Consider the following 18,714-nt stretch of genomic DNA (forward strand, 5'->3'; position numbering starts at 1 on the left):
CGATAATTTTAATTATTTATTTGTTATACACTTAATAATTCTCGAATTTCTTGTTCAGTTAAGCTAGAGAACATCGTTTCACCTGGGTGAATGATGTTTTCAATTAGTTCCTTTTTCTTCTGTTGTAACGAAAAGATTTTTTCTTCGATCGTTCCGTTTGTAATTAAACGAAAAACTTGGACAACTTTTTTCTGCCCCATTCTATGCGCTCTTCCGGTAGCTTGCTCCTCAACAGCGGGATTCCACCATAAATCATACAAAATAACTGTATCTGCACCAGGTAAATTTAATCCAGTTCCACCAGCTTTTAGGGAGATTAAAAAGATTTCTTTTTCGCCATTGTTAAAGCGTTCGGCAAATTCGACTCGTTTACTAGAAGGAGTATTGCCATCCAAGTAAAAGGGTTCAATTCCTTTATTACTTAGCTGCGTATGAATTATTTTAAGCATGCTAGAAAACTGTGAAAAAATTAGTATCCGTTGCTTATTTTCTAACGCATTATCAACCATATCTAGAAGTTGGTTCATCTTGCCAGATTCTCCTTCATAGTTTTCTATGAAAAGCGATGGGTGACAACATAGTTGACGAAGTCTAGTTAAGCCAGCAAGTATTTTCATGCGATTCTTTTGAAAGCCATTCGTGCTCATTGCTAAGGCAGCTTCACTTTGTATTTTTTCTAAGTAACCAAGATATAATTCTTTTTGCTCTTTCGTTAATTCGGAAGTGTGTACTGTCTCAATTTTATCAGGTAGTTCTTTTAAAACGTCTTTCTTTAATCTGCGCAAAATAAATGGGCGACTCATTCTGGAAATTTGTTGTTGTGAAAGAGAGCCGAACGTTTTTTTGTTCGGGAAGAAACCTGGCAATATTGCATCAAAGATAGACCAAAGTTCATCTAATGAATTTTCAATTGGTGTACCACTTAGTGCGAAACAATTACTTTTTCTAATCGTTTTAATAGCTCTAGCTGTTTTTGTCATATGGTTTTTAATAGCTTGTGCTTCATCTAAAATAAGAGTTGAAAACTCATGCTCATTGTATAGATCAAAGTCTTGGCGTACTAATGGATACGAAGTAATTAACACATCACAGTTCTCAATGTCGTTAATTAAGTTTTCCCGTTCACTTTTACTTCCTTGAATAACTTTCACTTTAAGGTTTGGGGCGAACTTTTTAAACTCGTTTTGCCAATTGTACACTAGTGAGGCAGGTGAAACGACAAGAGATGGTTGCGCGCTTGCGCTATTTTCTTCCCATTTTGCCAAGAGAAAGGCAATCGCTTGCAACGTTTTACCTAGCCCCATATCATCAGCTAAAATGCCTCCAAAATGGTAGTAACTTAATCCACGTAACCATTGATATCCTACAATTTGATAGTCACGTAAGTCAGCATTTAAAGTTTTTGGAAGAGGGTAATTACTTTTGCTTGGTTTCTTTATATCTGCAATTAGTTTTTCAAAAGCTTTATTATAATGGACGCCTCTATTTCTAGAGACTAACTCCTCCACTTGCAGGCTACGATAATTCGGTAACGTTAATTTCCCACTATTAACAGCTTCTGGTGCAATGTTAAGTTCGCGAAATAAATCACCGATTGGATGAAAAGTATCCTCTTCTAATGGTATGTAGCTCCCATCTTGGAGACGATAATATCTTTTTTTCTCAATGATTGACTTAATAATCTGTTGAATGTCATTTTGGTTTACATCCGTAAAGTCAAAGTTTACTTCAAAGTAGTTTGCGTTAGTTTGCAGGTCTAATTGAATTTCTGGCTTTATTTGCTCCCTATTTAATAAAGGGGATACTTCCCCAGTTGAAAATACCGAAACTATTTTTTCGAGCTTAGGTAAAATATCATAAAGAAACGTAAAAATATCATCATCGTCTTCTAAATAGAGGTCAACCCCATTAAACTTAAAAGAAGAAAGTTCGATTAATTTCATTATCTTACGCTCTTTTTTCACATCGCGAATTAAGATTTGTTCTTGATTGCTAATGTTTTCTTCATTAAAAGGTAAAATAATGTCTTCCCCATAATGATATTCGAGTTTAGCAGTAATACGAACGATATCAATCTCCAAAAAGAGCTTGGCCACAAGTGGGGGGTTTGTAATGGAGCTTCTCACTTCTGGAGACATTTCTACATTACAAATCATTTCTAAACTTGGGACAACATGTGAGAGAAATAATCCAATGTCTTCTTGTTTTATCGGAATAGCTGTTGTGCTTTCTAAATCAATACTATTATTTATACGGTGCATGACCTGTTGTTGTTGGTCACTTAACTTGTAAACAGCGTTATCTACTAGCATATAACCATACTTACTCATATATTCGACTAGGCTCGATTTTTGTAATTCCAATAAGTAATTTTCTTCCTCTTGTATTAGAGAGAATGTAAAAGGAAGTTTTTCGCTCGTCCACTTAAAATGGTTAAATTCCTCATCTCCATTTTGTAATTTGCAATTTCTTTCATGTAATAAAGAGATAAGCTCATCAGCAAATAAAGGAGGAAGCGTTATCCCTTTTTGCTTCGTTGATATATTCCATGCAGATCTTGAATTAAAAAAAGTCTCACTTTTATTAATCTTAGCTAATAATTGGAATATTTCTAAGTCTTCCTTATGAAATGAGTGAAGATAAGGATCATAGGAAAATGATTTTGAAAAATAATATTCCTTTTTATTTTCGATATAATCTAATAGTTCCTTTAAGTTTTTCACAACATAAAGTCGTTCAATTCCTATTTTCATCTCTACAGTAAAAAGTGTACCGTTAGCTTGGTTATAATCAGGTTTTAAGCTATATTCAACTTTTATAGGTTCCCCAATCGTTGAAGTAGTTGATTCAAAGTCATCTTCAGCAAAAAGGTCAATTAAGTTCGTCGAAAGTTGACTTAATGAATCTTCGCTTTTTATCTGTTGCTCTTCTTTACCATCACTAAAAAGAGGTGTATTTGTTTCACTCACTTTTAGCTTATTTACAGTCGACTTTTCTCCTAATTTATTTGCAATTTCTAATAGTACTGCTACACAATGCTTACATGATTGATATTCCTCATATGCAGAGCACGTGCAGTTGTAGAAAAATTCATCCTCAAAGATATCTACTTCTACGTTATATAATTTACTTCCGGCAACTTTTGCTGTCCAATGACCATCTTTTTCAGAATTAGATAGCTGTTCAACACGGAATTGGTGATAATATTGGAGTCCTCTTCGGTAAAACGAATCTGGGAACATGTTCTTAATTATTTCGATACTTAACATTTTTAAGACAGTCCTTTTTTCTTTGGCTTTAATTACTTGGTTTTGGTTATTTACAGAAAAAATGCTTTACTAAACATTATACCTTAATGAATGAATCAACAAAAATTTGCAAGAACATCATTATTTACGCTTAATAACTCTTCTACATAGTATGCTACAATCCTTGTTATTTCTCCTTTGGGTAGGAAAGAAGAAGTTTAATGTATAATATTAGTTAATAATGTGAAGGAGGTTAAGGTGTGAAGGAGTATATTGAACAGCATAAAGAAAGTTTTCTAGAGCAATTAAAAGAGTTACTAAGAATTCCGAGTATTTCTGCGCTACCGGAACATAAGGAAGATGTACAAGCTGCAGCAAGTTGGTTGGCAAAATCACTTGAAGACATTGGAATGGAAAATATCGAAATAATCCAAACAAAAGGTCACCCGATATTATATGCCGATTGGCTTCATGCAGAAGAAAAGCCAACTGTGTTGATTTACGGTCATTATGATGTACAGCCAATAGACCCACTTGAATTATGGGAAACACCACCTTTTGAGCCTACTATTAGGGACGAAAAAATTTATGCAAGAGGTGCGACAGATGATAAAGGACAAATGTTTCTTTATTTAAAAGCAATTGAATTATTAATGAAAAAACACGGAACTTTACCTGTAAATATTAAATTTTGCATTGAAGGTGAAGAGGAAATAGCAAGCCCTAATCTACCGCCTTATATAGATAAAAATAAAGAAAAATTAGCAGCAGACGCAGTTTTAATATCTGATACGTCACTTATCGATAAAGGTCAACCAGCTATTTGTACATCCTTACGTGGAGCGCTAGCGATGGAGTTGAAAGTTAGAACAGCAAACACTGATCTCCATTCAGGATCATATGGTGGAGCTGTCCCTAATGCTGTACATAGCATCGTAAAAATACTTGATACCTTTCATGATGAAAACGGAAAAATAGCCGTGCAAGATTTTTATGAAGGCGTTCCAACTCCGGCAGATACAATTAAAGAAGAAGTAGCTCAAATACCTTTCAATGAAGTGAAAATGAAACAAGAATTAGGTATAGAGGATTTCTTTGGTGAAGTAGGATATACACCTGCAGAACAAGTGAGCATTCGTCCAACACTTGAAATAAATGGTTTAGTTGGTGGCTTTCACGGTGAAGGTTTTAAGACGGTTATTCCATGTGAATCAAGTGCTAAAATTTCCTGTAGATTAGTAGGAGATCAAAAGCCAGATAAGGTTTATGAGTATATTGAAAGACACATTACAAAAAATTCACCAATAGGTGCAAAAGTAGAGCTTAAGAAACTAATTACTGGAGACCCTGTTTCTTTAGACTCTAATGACCCAATGATTCAAAAAGCAGCGGATGCATATGAGAAAGTGTATGGTGTAAGGCCGCTATATCCTAAAGCAGGTGGCTCTATACCGATTGTGGAAGTATTTTATAGAGTATTAAACACGCCAGTAGTGTTAATGGGATTCGGCTTACCTAATGAGAATATACACGCTCCAAATGAGCACTTCCATTTAGAGAACTTTTCAAAAGGTATAGAAACAATTTGTGAGTATTTCCAAACATTATAATACTATATTTTAAAGCCTCCTAACTTAGGAGGCTTTTGTTTGACGTGCCTGACGAATGTTATAATGAGAGTTCTACTTAAGCAATGTGTTTCTTAGCATAAAAATGTTTTCCATAAAGGTTCAAATGTATACAAACTTGAAGTGTCGAAAATTATAAAACTAAACATACTAAAGAAAAGAATGAGGACCTTAGATGAATAATAAGTTTACGGATTTTAATTTAAGTGAAGAAATAGTCAAAGCGCTAGCAAGTTTGCGTTACGAAGAGGCAACAGAAGTACAAGCGAAAGTAATTCCTAGCGCTTTATTAAAGAAAGACCTTGTCGTAAAATCACAAACTGGAAGTGGAAAAACTGCATCATTTGGTATTCCAATTTGTGAGTTAGTAAAGTGGGAAGAAAATAAGCCCCAAGCAATAATATTAACACCGACAAGAGAACTTGCTGTCCAAGTACAGGAAGATATTTCAAATATCGGAAGATTTAAACGTATAAAAGCTACTGCCCTCTATGGGAAAAGTCCGTTTGCAAAACAAAAATTAGAGTTGAAACAGAAGACCCATGTTGTTGTAGGTACTCCTGGGCGAGTACTAGACCACATTGAAAAAGGAACATTACACGTAGACCACTTGGACTTTCTTGTCTTAGATGAAGCGGACGAGATGCTTAATATGGGATTCATTGAACAAGTGGAAGCAATCATTCAAAAGTTACCTAAAGATAGAGTGACGCTTACTTTTTCAGCAACATTGCCAGAGGATGTTGAGAACCTTTGCTATAAGTATATGCAAAAGCCAACTAATATCGAAATTAAAGCAACTGGTATTACTACCGAGAATATTGAGCACGTTTTAATTAAAGTGAATGAAGAGGATAAACTGAACATTCTTCAAGATGTTACAACGGTCGAAAATCCAGAAAGTTGTATTATTTTTTGCCGAACGCAAGAAAAAGTAGACACGTTGGTTGATCAACTAGATGAGTTGCATTATCCTGTCGATAAAATCCATGGTGGGATGGTACAAGAAGATCGCTTTGACGTAATGAATGATTTTAAAAGAGGAGAATTCCGATATTTAGTTGCTACAGATGTTGCGGCAAGAGGAATTGATATAGAAAATATTTCTCATGTCATTAATTTTGATATCCCACTTGAAAAAGAAAGCTATGTTCATCGTACAGGACGAACTGGTCGTGCTGGTAATGCCGGTAAAGCAATCACGTTTGCTACACCTAGAGAAGATAAGTATATAAAAGAGATTGAGGGATATATTGGCTTTGAAATCCCTGAGGAAATGCCTCCCGCAAAAGATGAAGTGTTTAAATTAAGAGAAGAATTCGAAAGAAAACTAAATGAAAAGCCTGAAATAAAAGAAGACAAAAGTAGTAATCTAAATAAAGGAATTATGAAACTTTATTTCAATGGAGGTAAAAAGAAAAAAATAAGAGCGGTAGATTTTGTAGGCACAATTGCCAAAATTGAAGGTATATCAGCAGCTGATATCGGAATCATTACAATTCAAGAAAACCATTCCTATGTGGAAATATTAAATGGTAAAGGTCCGCTTGTGTTAAAAACTATGAAAAAGACGACGATTAAGGGAAAACAATTAAAGGTTCATGAAGCTAAAAAATAATTGCTTTAAATATTTTTAATAAAAATTAGTAAGCGCTTATGATAGAATATTTTCTAGAGATATAACTTAATACATATTAAAACTGATAGAAGGAGTTATGAGATTATGGAGAAGATATTTATCTTCGGGCATAAAAACCCAGATACGGATACAATTTGTTCAGCAATTGCCTATGCGGACTTAAAGAAGGAACTAGGTATGAACGTTGAACCTATTCGCTTAGGAGAAGTAAATGGAGAAACACAATATGCATTAGATACATTTAATTTTGAGCAGCCGCGTTTAGTGGAAGAAGTTTCAAAAGAAGTTAAAGAAGTAATTTTAGTTGATCATAATGAACGTCAGCAAAGTGCCAATGATATTGAAAATGTAAAAGTTTTAGAAGTAATTGATCATCACCGTATTGCTAACTTTGAAACGAGTGATCCTCTTTACTACCGTTGTGAGCCAGTAGGTTGTACAGCAACAATATTAAATAAAATGTATAAAGAAAATGGCGTAACAATTAAAAAAGAGATTGCAGGATTAATGCTATCAGCGATTATTTCCGACTCACTTTTGTTTAAATCACCTACATGTACAGAGCAAGACGTTGCTGCTGCACATGAACTAGCTGAAATTGCTGGTGTGGATGCTGAAAGTTATGGACTTGATATGCTCAAAGCTGGAGCGGATTTAAGTGATAAAACAATCGAACAGCTGCTTACACTTGATGCAAAAGACTTCTCGATTGGGAATTACAAAGTAGAAGTAGGCCAAGTTAATACAGTTGATACAAATGATATACTATCAAAGCAGGGTGAGTTCGAAGCGGCTATTAGTTCTCGCATCGATGAAAGAGGCTTAGATTTATTCTTATTCGTTGTGACTGACATCTTAAACAATGATTCTGTAGCACTTGCTTTAGGCAATCAAGCTGAAGGCGTTGAACGAGCATTTAACGTAAAGCTTGAAAATAATACGGCTTTATTAAAAGGCGTCGTTTCACGAAAAAAACAAGTAGTTCCTTATTTAACAGAGGCTTTAACAAAATAGCAACAATATAAATAAAGCTGATTCTTTGAGTGATATGCTCGAATGGATCAGTTTTTTTATGTTTTTTTTATAAGGTGTTGATTACTAGTCACACTAATAAGTTTAACTAGTAAGAGACTATGAATTACATGGCATGTCATGTTTGACTTTCTCATAGTAATAGGAAAGAAGGGGATTATTGGGACAAGTAACCAAATATACTCTTCTAATACTATTACAAAAAAGGAGGAAAAATGTAATGAGCACAAACGTTTCAAGTGTTTCAAAAGGCTCTCAGCCTGCTACTCGTAATGCACTGCATGTAGTAAAGTTTTTCTGTTTAAGTGCAATCGGTATTTTTATGTTTTTTATTCCTATTACTATTAACGAAAAGTCTTCTATTCCACTTGATCATCTTGTCACATACGTAAAAACTTCCCTTCCCACTGTGGTCCCATATTATGCTTTACTTGTAATTATCTTAGGTGCAATTTATCCATTTGTAACGAAAACATGGAATAAAGACAAAGTAACAATTACTTTCTCAATGTTTAAAGTGTTAGGGTTACTTTCTTCTATTCTAATTTTATTTGAATTAGGACCTGCATGGTTAATGGCGGCTGGAATGGGACCATTTTTATTCGAAAAACTCGTTATTCCTGTTGGAATATTAGTTCCAATTGGTGCTATTTTCTTAGCGTTATTGGTAGGATATGGTTTACTAGAGTTGTTAGGAGTTATTTTACAACCAGTCATGCGTCCAATTTGGAAGACACCAGGAAGGTCAGCAATTGATGCAGTTGCTTCCTTTGTAGGAAGTTATTCGATTGGACTATTAATTACAAATCGTGTGTTTAAGGAAGGCAAGTATACAGTAAAAGAAGCGACGATTATTGCAACAGGTTTTTCAACGGTATCGGCGACTTTTATGATTGTTGTAGCAAAAACTTTAGGATTAATGGAGCACTGGAATGCCTACTTCTGGAGTACGCTAGCAATAACTTTTATCGTTACGGCAATTACAGTTCGAATTTGGCCATTAAATAAAGTTAGCGAAGAGTATATAAACGGCGGAAAAGGTCAACCGGAAGAGGTTATTAAAGAAAAACGTTTTGCGCGAGCGTGGGAAAGTGCAATGGAAGCAGTGAAAAATACACCAAAGCTCCATAAAAATATATGGATAAATTTAAAAGATGGCTTTATTATGACAATGAGTATTTTACCATCTATTATGTCAATTGGATTATTAGGTTTAGTAATTGCAGAATACACACCAATTTTTGATATTATAGGTTATATTTTCTACCCGTTTACTGCATTTTTACCTGAACCAATGCTTGCTGCTAAAGCTGCTGCTGTTGAAATTGCCGAGATGTTCTTACCAGCGTTATTAGTTGCTAATGCTTCAATGGTAACGAAATATGTCATAGGTGTAGTTTCGGTATCAGCAATCTTGTTCTTCTCAGCATTAATTCCTTGTATTTTATCTACAGACATTCCTGTTAGTATTCCTAAGTTACTAGTGATTTGGGTAGAAAGGACTATTTTAACGCTAATTATAGCAACACCAATTGCATATTGGTTATTTTAGTTGTAAAAAAAGTTGAAGGAAAGTTGTCTTGATTTAGCTTTCCTTCAACCCTTCTCTTAATAATTTCTCCATTTCGTCTGCTGGTATAGGTTTACTATAATAAAACCCTTGTGCCTCATTGCAGCCTTCTTCTTTTAGAAAGAGGGATTGCCCCTCGGTCTCCACTCCTTCAGCAACTACCGTTAACCCTAAACTTCTTGCAATTGTAATAATAGCTCGCGTGATTGCTTGATCTTGAATGTTAGTTTCTATATCAAGAATGAAAGAACGGTCTATTTTCAATATAGATAATGGAAGTTGTTTTAAATAATTTAATGAAGAGTAACCAGTTCCAAAGTCATCAAGCGCAATTTTAACACCTAACTGTTTTAATAAAGTTAATTTTTCGATGGTTTGCGATAGAAACTTTATTGCTATTCCCTCTGTTATTTCTAAGCTTAGAAGATGGTTAGGTATATTCGTTGATTTTAATGTTTGTTGTACTTCCTCGATTAAATCCTCTTGTAAAAATTGACAAGGGGAAAGGTTAACGCACATAATAATAGGTTTTAACCCTAGGTTTAACCACTTACTTAATTGTTGACATGATGACTCTAAAACGAATTTACCGATATCATCCATTAAATTAACTTCCTCAGCTATTGGAATAAATTCGGACGGGGGAATAAATCCGTACTCATCATCCCACCAACGTAGCAATGCTTCGGCACCTATAATTTCATTAGAGTGCAGGTCCACTTTCGGCTGATAATAGATCATGAACTTTTGTTTTCTAATTGCCTCTCGTAGTTTCATTTCTAAAAGAAATTTGTTGTTAATTAACTCGTTTAACTCTTCAGAATAAAAATGAAATCTATTTTTACCTAACCTTTTTGAGTAGTTCATTGCTGCACTAGCTTTTTTTATTGCATCATTTAAGTTTCCTTGTAAGTGAGTAAAAAGGTGAATACCAACACTATAGGTGATATTAATTTTCTGTTCTTCAATTTCAAACTCATTGGACCTATTGTTAATGATTCGTGCTGCCTCATTTTCAACAGCGCGTTTAGTAGTATTTTCAAAAATAATAATAAACTCGTCTCCACCAATTCTTGCTATAAATTGCTTAGGAAAGAGCTTTGTTAATGAATTTGCAACTTTTATTATTAACTCATCGCCAGCATGATGACCAAATGTATCGTTAATGTCTTTAAAGCGATCAACATCAATGAATAACAAAGCAAAAAGCTCATCTTGACTACTATTACTTACTAAATTAGTAAAAAAGGTTTCTAAATGCCACCTGTTAGGTAAATTTGTTAAAAAGTCGTGAAATGCCATATGTCTAGTTTTTATTTCAAGTGCTTCATTTTCCGTAATGTCTTTTGCAATTCCGTAAACGCCATTTATTTTACCTTCAACTAACATAGGAATATTTGTAATATTAACTTTTAATAGTTCGCCACTTTTATGGATGATATGGACCGTGTAATTTTGTGGGATTCCATTTATTGCTTTAATAAAGTTATCTTCTGTTTTAGTTAAATCTTCTTGGTAAATTAAAGGTCTGAAAGGCTTACCGATAAGTTCTTCCGTACTATATCCAGTCAACTTGGCTGAGGCTGGATTTGCTGACATAAAGTTGCCATTTAAATCAATTTTATAAATTGCATCAGGGTGATATTCAAAAAAAGATTTATATTCTTCCTTCTGGTAATCTAACTCCTTTTTTAAGTTCATCTCAATCGTCATATCTTTAGCAATACCGTATATTCCTGAAATACTCCCGTCGATAAGTAAAGGTACAGCTGTAACATGTAAATATTTAATTTCACCACTTGGGAAAGGAATGTGAATGCCTAATTCTTTTGTTTGGCCTAAAAGAACTTGTTGAAATTTAACTTTACCAAAATGTTGATTGTCTTTGCCGATAAATTGAAAAAAGGATTGACCAATAATTTCTTCCTTTTCAAACCCGGGAAATAGTTTATTTATGTCGATTATGTCACCTAGAGCATCAATAACAAAAATATAATCAGGATAATTATGAAAGACATCAAAAAAACTACCTAATTGCTGTTTTAAATGATTTTTAAGTTCCTTACCGTATAAAATACTATCACCTTCTTGCGAGGAGCTATTTAAAAGTAGTTTTAGCAATATAAGGTAAACTATTCAGTTGTAGCAAAAACAAGATTAACAAGACTCCTCCTTTAGGCGGAGGATAAATCATTCTAAAGATTATATACGAAAGTTAGAATTTTCTTTACAATGAGTTTATAACTACTCATGTGGAGGTTAAGTCAATGTCTAATCCCGAAACGGCACCAGCTAAAGGTAACTTATTGTTAGAAGAAGCACAGGCATCTATATTTAAAAATAAAAACTTCTTATTGTTATGGGGGGCAGCATTATTATCAAGCTTTGGCATATCGTTTTTTCTATTTTCACAAAGTTGGTATGTGGTGCAAGTGCTTAACCTAGAAGCATCATTAGGTTTAATTTTTATCGCATCAAGTATTCCAAGGTTATTATTTATGGTTATAAGTGGGACAATTGCTGACCGGTATAGCAAAACGAAAATAATGTTTATATCTGATTTTTCACGGAGTGTTCTTTTAATAGGGTTAGTTGCCTGGTTCTTCTTTGGCGAGATAACATTGTGGACATTTGTCGTTATTGCCTTCTTTTTTGGCATTTTGGATGCATTCTTTTGGGCAGCAAGTGGAGCGATTCTTCCTACCATTATTAAAAGTGAAAATTTAACTAGAGGTAATTCAATTATTCAAATGACGAGTCAATCTTCATTTATTGTTGCTCCGATGATTGCAGGCCTCATTATTGCATTTGGAAACTATGAAGTTGTTTTTGGAACAACTGCGGTTATGTTATTCATTGCGAGTATATTAATATCATTTATGAAAGTTTCAAAAGCATCAGCTAAAAATGAAACAGAAGGTCAATCTTTTTGGGAAACATTCAAAGAAGGAATTTCCTATGTGAAAAATTCTCGATTATTAACACTAGTTATATTAACGACAGTTTTTATGAACCTTTTTATAGTTGGACCAATGACAATGGGTCTTCCGTTATTTGTTAAAAACATATTACAAGGTGATGCATTGGCTTTTAGCTTACTTGAAGCAGGCTTAGCTGTTGGGATGTTAGTAGGTTCTATTGTAGTCGCTGTATTAAATTTAAGTAGAAAAAGAGGTCTGATTGGATTAACCCTTCTTATTATCGGTGGCATGCTGTTTATTGGCGTAAGTTTCACCACACAACTATGGGTCAGTATGATTATATTGGGGTTATTTGGCGCTTGTTTGTCAGGATCAAATATTCCAACAGTTTCAGCAATTCAAAGTGTTATTGAAGAAAAAGTTTTAGGGAGGGTAATGGGTCTAATTTCACTAGCTTCAATGGGATTAATACCAGTCTCCTTTGCTATAACTTCCTTTGTGCTATCATTAGGAATTTCAATTCATATTATTATGGCTGTAGGTGCTGCTTTAGTAGTCGTATATTCAACCTTTGTTTTAATTTCGTTTAAAGAGTTAAGAGAATTAAATTAATAGATTATGTACTAAAAGATCCATGTGAATTTAATAGTCAGAGAAATGGGGAAAAAGATGAAACATCCATTGGAAAAAATAGATAATGCCTTGATAAATAGTGGATTTCAACCTTTAAAAGATGGAAGTGAAGTGTCCTATTTAGGTGAAGGTGCATGGCATGATGCGTATTTGCTAACTTTACGTTCGAATGAAAAGTTTGTTTTAAGGTTTCCAAAAGTGATTTCAGTTTACGGAGATAAAGTGGAATTTTGTGAGAAGACTGTTCATGCTGAATACGGAGGCACGAAAAAATATTATGAGTTAGCAAATAAGGTAAGAAGTGGCGTATGTCCAGAATTTTTCACGTATCATGCAGAAGAAAATAACACGTATACGCTCGAGACATATAAAGGGAGCACTGTCGATCTGTCTAGTCTAACTAATGAAGATGCCTTTGATCTAGGTTTTCAGACAGGAGAGCTATTTAGAGGTATGCATGAATTAGATCATGGTTTGCAAGGATTTGGATATCTATCTTGGAATGGAAGTGAGATAGAAGGTCAACTAAAAACAGATGTATCTACTTCGATGGAAGAGGAAAATGATGAACTTATTTCTGATTATGAAGCATTATGTAATTGGGATAAAAGATTTAAAGAAAATGGTTTGCAGGAAAAGCACTTAGAATGTCTGAAGGAAAGAACAATTGATGCACGTACAGTAGCTTTTACAAATCAAGATTGTTCCCCTGAAAATTTATTGTTTAATAGTGGAAAATTGGCTGTTATTGATCCATTGCCAATATTGTATGATGGAAATTCCCTAGCAGGAAATGTAATGAATTGTTATGAAGCCATTTTCCCTACATTTTATAATACGAAAAGATATGAAAAACATCGGTTTCATCAATATAATATCGAATTAAATCAAGTTGCAGACGGGTTTTTAGAAGGATATTCTGGAGGAAGTATTGATATAAAAAGGGCGGTCCGAAAAGAACAGTTTCTCAAGTTAGCAAACTTATGTTTTGATCATTATCAACTAATTTCTGGTGAATTATCAAAAAGCATGGAAATTCGCTTTGGCACGAAAGATGAGATGGTAGAAAGATTACCTGCTTTAATAAAAATGTTGAAGAATATAGATATTTCGTAAAGTTTTTATCCTCATCAGGGTATCTTATTAAACGACAAACTATTCTAATAAGATTCTAATAGTTGAAACTTTATTAAATTGTAGATAGACTTAAATAATGTCGTATTTTGTATAAGGTATCCAAATTACAATTTAGGAGGAAGATGCATGTCTTTAACAAAAAAGATATTATTGGGGATGTTCTTAGGAATAGTAGTAGGAGTAGCTCTTAATCCATTTCCAGAAGTATTTGAAGGGATAAATAATTACATACTATATCCATTAGGGAAAATCTTTGTTAATTTAATTAAAATGCTAGTTGTACCGATTGTAGTGGTTTCTCTCATACTCGGAACAGCAGGAATTAGTGATCCGAAAAAGTTGGGCAGAATAGGGTTTAAAACGATTGCATTCTTTTTAATCACAACAACGATTGCTCTAGTTTTAGCGATAGGAATTGCATCTGTTATTCAACCTGGTGCAGGAGACTTTAAGCTGGATGGTGCAACTTTTGAAGGAAGAGAAGCACCACCGGTAATTGATACGCTAATAAATATTATCCCAGCTAATCCATTCGGTGCAATGGTTGAAGGGAAAATGCTTCAAATTATTGCGTTTTCGATTTTCATTGGCTTTGGAATGGCTCGTCTAGGAGAAAAAGTAAATCTAGTGTTACGATTTGTTGAGCAATTAAATGAAGTTTTAATGTATTTAGTACAAGCAATCATGAAATTTGCTCCATATGGTGCTTTTGCATTAATTGCAACTGCAATCGGAAGTCAGGGAATAGATGCCATTTCGGCAATGGGTAAATATATGTTTGTAGTAGTCTTAGTCTTATTTATTCACTTAGTTTTCACTTATGGCTCTGCAGTTTCCTTATTGGGCAAATTCAATCCAGTGAAATTTATTAAAGGGTTTTACCCTGCAATGATTGTTGCTTTTAGTACTTCTAGTAGTTCAGCAACATTACCTGTATCTATGAAAACTGCTCAAAACAATTTAAAGGTTCCTAAAAGTATTAGTGGATTTGTTCAACCGTTAGGAGCAACAATTAATATGGATGGAACGGCTATTATGCAAGGGGTAGCAACCATATTTATTGCACAAGTATATGGCGTGGAATTAGGCTTAAGTGCTTTATTAACAGTAGTTTTGACGGCGACATTAGCAAGTATCGGTACAGCAGGTGTCCCTGGTGTCGGCTTAATTATGCTTTCGATGGTTTTAACATCCGTTGGTTTACCAGTTGAGGCTATCGCACTTGTATTAGGAGTTGACCGTATTTTGGATATGACACGTACGGCAGTTAATATAACAGGAGATGCAGCATGTGCTGTCATCATTTCAAAGTCTGAAAAGGCGTAAGTAAATATAAACTAACCTTGAAAAAATAACCTTATCTTTATAGATTAGGTTATTTTTTTACCCGCAAAGTAAACAAAATTACTTTTAGAAGTAAAATTAATTGCTTTATTAAGTAATTTTTATTACTCTCAAAGATAAGGGGAAATAAAACAAAAGGATAAGGAGCTGGAGATTATGTTAGAAACAGGCATTAAAGTGATCGATGTTTTTGCTCCAATAACAAAAGGTGAAACTGTGAGAATATTTGCGCGCTCTGGGATGGGTCAGGTAGTTGTTCTTTTAGAACTAATTTTTCGTATGAAAAAGGAAGGGTTTCTTACTGTCTTATTGAAATCTGAAGGGAATTACGCTGAATTTATCGAGATAGAAAAGGAAGTTGATTATGTTTGCCAGAACCGTGCAGAAGTAATGTCAATTTTAAAAGAGAGTGGCGCAGAGAAGGAAGTATTACTTTTTACAGGGCTTGCAAATAGTGTTTGGGTTGAAACTAATGAAAGTCTACAAGAAATGGCGGTTCACTCACTTACAACAATATATATAGACTTAGATGGGAATTCTCAACAAGCTAAACGGTCTTCGTTAACTGAGTGGCATTTTGATGCAACGTTAGCACAAAGATATATATATCCTGCAATTGACCCGGTTAAATCATATGCCACGGAAATGCCTAGTCATTTATTAAATAAAGAGCAACTATTAGTAATAGAGCAAGCACATAAGATACTTAGTCTTTACCAAGAACTGCGATTAAAGGTAAGTACTCAAGGTATAACAAAATTTACTGGAGAAGACGACAAAATTTTTAAACGCGGTGAAAGAATTGAAGCGTACTTAACACAGCCTTTCTTTGTAGCGGAAACTTTTACTGGGCAAAAGGGAGTGTTTGTGCCATTAAAGAAAGTCCTAATAGATATGAAGCGAATTATTGATGGTGTAGAAGACAAAAGGGAAGTAGAGAAATTGAAGTTTATAGGATCTTTATAATTAATGAGAAGGATGTTTCTAAAGAAGCATTCTTTTTTTGTAGTGACATAAAATTACAGGTGAAAAATAATAGAAATATAGCTTGTTTTACTGTATAGTAAAAACCATACTTTTTAATTAGTCAGAAAAATAAAAAAATACAACTTGGAGTGAGCACCTGTGATTGAGGAAATAAGATTAATAATTGAAGTTATTCATGAATGGATTAATGGTCAAAACAGTTTTTGGTGGGGAAATGTATTGATCCCACTATTATTGGGATTAGGGCTTTATTTTTCATATCGCACTAAATTTGTTCAATTTAGATTAATTGGTGAAATGTTCCGTTTGTTAACTGACAAGGCGCTTGTAACAGCAAATGGTACTAAAGGTGTATCGTCCTTCCAGTCATTTTGTATTGGGGCAGCGACGCGTATAGGTACTGGGAATTTAGCAGGAGTAGCAATTGCTATAACAGCCGGGGGGCCAGGTGCTGTTTTTTGGATGTGGATTGTAGCGTTACTTGGAGGAGCAACTAGTTTTATTGAAAGTACTTTAGCACAAGTTTATAAAGTAAAAGATAAAGATGGTTTCAAAGGTGGACCAGCTTACTATATGCAAAAAGCACTTAAAGCAAAATGGTTAGGTATATTATTCGCTTTTTTCACAGTGTTATCTTTCGGATTAGTTTTTAATGCGGTTCAAGCAAATACAATATCTTCCGCTTATAATACTGCTTTTGGAATCGATGAAAAGGTAATGGGTATCGGAGTTGCAATATTAACTGGACTCGTTATTTTCGGTGGTGTAAAGCGAATTGCTAAAGTGTCAGAGATTGTCGTGCCATTTATGGCTTTGTTTTACTTATTAATTGGTTTATTTGTAATTATTACGAATATAACAGAAATTCCAGCGGTTTTAAGCTTAATCATTAAAAGTGCATTCGGTTTAGAAGAAGTTGTAGGTGGTACTATCGGTGCGGCTGTTATGAACGGCGTCAGACGAGGTTTATTCTCTAATGAAGCTGGTATGGGTAGTGCACCGAATGCTGCAGCTACAGCAGTTGTAAGCCATCCTGCAAAACAAGGGCTTATTCAGACATTAGGAGTATTTGTTGATACATTATTCGTTTGTAGTGCTACTGCATTTATTATCTTATTAGGATATGGTAGTGGCATGGAAGGGTTAGACGGTATTGCCTTGCTGCAAGGAACGTTAACCTCTCACGTAGGGTCTTGGGCAAACGGATTTATAGCCATATCTATTTTGCTATTTGCTTTTAGTTCAATTATCGGAAGTTATTATTATGGTGAAACGAATATTAGTTTTATTAATAACAACAATAAGTTACTTTTAACGTATCGAGTTGCAGTAATTGCAATTGTATTATGGGGTGCTACTGCAAAGTTACAAATTGTTTGGGACCTTGCGGATTTATCAATGGCGTTTATGGCGATTATAAACTTAATAGCAATCGCACTTTTGGGAAATATTGCCTTCAAAGTATTACAAGACTACATGAAGCAAAGAAAAGCTGGAAAAGACCCTGTCTTTTATGCTGACAGTATTGAAGGGCTAGAAAATGTAGAAGCTTGGGAACCAAAAGGACAAAAAGAAAATTAATAAGTAAACATCAAAAAAGCAACCACATTTGCCATTTCTTGGGACAAAGTGGTTGTTTTATTTTTTTGCAGATTCGTATAAGAAAGACTCGCCGTCCATAAAAAATCGAGGGTCATATATTCCTATTTGATCATTAGAATCTTTAATAATAACAAACGGTGCCCACTCCATTAAAACCTTCGCTTTTGGATTTTGTTTGAAAAGCCACTGTAGATCTGCATTGGTATCGGAAATTAATGTATGAGTCATTTGTCTCTCTCGAAAGATGCTAACAGATGACAGCTCAACCGTTTCTTCTTTTCTACCGATAACAGTAAAATGCCATGGAATAAACTCAGCACGTAAAACGACTTCATCATAATTAGTAATGCTAGATTGATAGACCCTATAGCCAAGCATTCCTTGGAATGTTATGTGGATGGCAATGCCCACCCAGACGAATTTAAATACTTTGCTTCGTGAAATAATAGATTTAAATAAGTAAGATAAAATAAAACCTAACATGATTAATCCCCATATAACAAAATCAATAATAGATATAATCCCAAGGCTTATCCGTATAGACGAGAAGGGCTCTAATAATCCAGTACCCCATGTATTTAAAACGTCAGAAAGAACATGAAGGCTAACAGAGAAAAATGTTAAGAAATTAATTGCTTTACTTTTCACCTTCCAGATGGAAGAGCAAAGCCAAATAAGCAACAAGGTCCATATCGGAATCATTAATAAAGAGTGCGTAATTCCCCTATGCCACATGAGGTCCATGATACGTCCAATTTCAGTAACACGCATGATGACATCGATATCAGGAATATTACTCCCGGCTATAGCTGTGAATAATAAGGCATGTTTTTCTTTTTTTGACTTTTGATCTTTATTTACAGCGCTATAAGCTGTCAGCCCGAATAACGTATGAGTGATTGTGTCCATAAACTCACCTTCAATAGTTATAATAATATTTATCGTACTCTATTATTGTATGCGATTGCTTTTG

12 protein-coding genes are annotated in these 18,714 nt (G+C 34.2%); 9 read left to right on the forward strand and 3 right to left on the reverse strand.

What is annotated here, in order from left to right:
- Positions 1-23: 23 nt before the first annotated feature.
- A complete protein-coding gene (locus CIB95_RS10605) occupies positions 24-3,269 on the reverse strand; it encodes an SNF2 helicase associated domain-containing protein (protein WP_094924971.1) in 3,246 nt (1,081 codons plus the stop codon).
- Between the two features lie 239 nt (positions 3,270-3,508).
- Between CIB95_RS10605 and CIB95_RS10610 the strand changes: the two genes are divergently transcribed.
- The 4 genes from CIB95_RS10610 (at position 3,509) to CIB95_RS10625 (ending at position 9,099) form a co-directional block, all read left to right on the forward strand.
- Entirely contained in the window at positions 3,509-4,858 is a 1,350-nt protein-coding gene (locus CIB95_RS10610; RefSeq protein WP_094924973.1) for a dipeptidase, read from the forward strand.
- Between the two features lie 193 nt (positions 4,859-5,051).
- Entirely contained in the window at positions 5,052-6,494 is a 1,443-nt protein-coding gene (locus tag CIB95_RS10615; RefSeq protein WP_094924975.1) for a DEAD/DEAH box helicase, read from the forward strand.
- A 105-nt stretch (positions 6,495-6,599) separates the two neighbouring features.
- A complete protein-coding gene (locus CIB95_RS10620; RefSeq protein WP_094924977.1) occupies positions 6,600-7,529 on the forward strand; it encodes a manganese-dependent inorganic pyrophosphatase in 930 nt (309 codons plus the stop codon).
- A gap of 238 nt (positions 7,530-7,767) precedes the next feature.
- Positions 7,768-9,099, forward strand: a complete 1,332-nt coding sequence (locus tag CIB95_RS10625) for a YjiH family protein (protein WP_094924979.1) — start codon at positions 7,768-7,770, stop codon at positions 9,097-9,099.
- A 33-nt stretch (positions 9,100-9,132) separates the two neighbouring features.
- Here the strand turns inward: CIB95_RS10625 and CIB95_RS10630 are convergent, their stop codons facing one another.
- On the reverse strand, positions 9,133-11,238 hold the full coding sequence (locus CIB95_RS10630; protein ID WP_094924980.1) for a sensor domain-containing protein: 2,106 nt from the start codon (positions 11,236-11,238) through the stop codon (positions 9,133-9,135).
- A 146-nt stretch (positions 11,239-11,384) separates the two neighbouring features.
- On the opposite strand from CIB95_RS10630, the gene CIB95_RS10635 reads away from it, so the two are divergent.
- The 5 genes from CIB95_RS10635 (at position 11,385) to CIB95_RS10655 (ending at position 17,720) form a co-directional block, all read left to right on the forward strand.
- Positions 11,385-12,650: an MFS transporter gene (locus CIB95_RS10635; RefSeq protein WP_094924982.1), complete on the forward strand. Its 1,266-nt coding sequence runs from the start codon at positions 11,385-11,387 to the stop codon at positions 12,648-12,650.
- A 57-nt stretch (positions 12,651-12,707) separates the two neighbouring features.
- Positions 12,708-13,787, forward strand: coding sequence for a hypothetical protein (locus tag CIB95_RS10640; protein WP_094924983.1), 1,080 nt, complete (start codon positions 12,708-12,710; stop codon positions 13,785-13,787).
- 147 nt (positions 13,788-13,934) lie between these two features.
- Positions 13,935-15,134, forward strand: a complete 1,200-nt coding sequence (locus CIB95_RS10645) for a dicarboxylate/amino acid:cation symporter (protein WP_094924985.1) — start codon at positions 13,935-13,937, stop codon at positions 15,132-15,134.
- A 174-nt stretch (positions 15,135-15,308) separates the two neighbouring features.
- Complete coding sequence (locus CIB95_RS10650; protein WP_094924986.1) at positions 15,309-16,118, forward strand: P-loop NTPase family protein; 810 nt, start codon at positions 15,309-15,311, stop codon at positions 16,116-16,118.
- A gap of 183 nt (positions 16,119-16,301) precedes the next feature.
- Complete coding sequence (locus tag CIB95_RS10655) at positions 16,302-17,720, forward strand: alanine/glycine:cation symporter family protein (protein ID WP_094925237.1); 1,419 nt, start codon at positions 16,302-16,304, stop codon at positions 17,718-17,720.
- 57 nt (positions 17,721-17,777) lie between these two features.
- Here CIB95_RS10655 and CIB95_RS10660 read toward each other — a convergent pair whose 3' ends face one another.
- Positions 17,778-18,650, reverse strand: coding sequence for a metal-dependent hydrolase (locus CIB95_RS10660; protein WP_094924988.1), 873 nt, complete (start codon positions 18,648-18,650; stop codon positions 17,778-17,780).
- Positions 18,651-18,714 lie beyond the last annotated feature (64 nt).

Source organism: Lottiidibacillus patelloidae, from assembly GCF_002262935.1.
Taxonomy (GTDB): domain Bacteria; phylum Bacillota; class Bacilli; order Bacillales; family SA5d-4; genus Lottiidibacillus; species Lottiidibacillus patelloidae.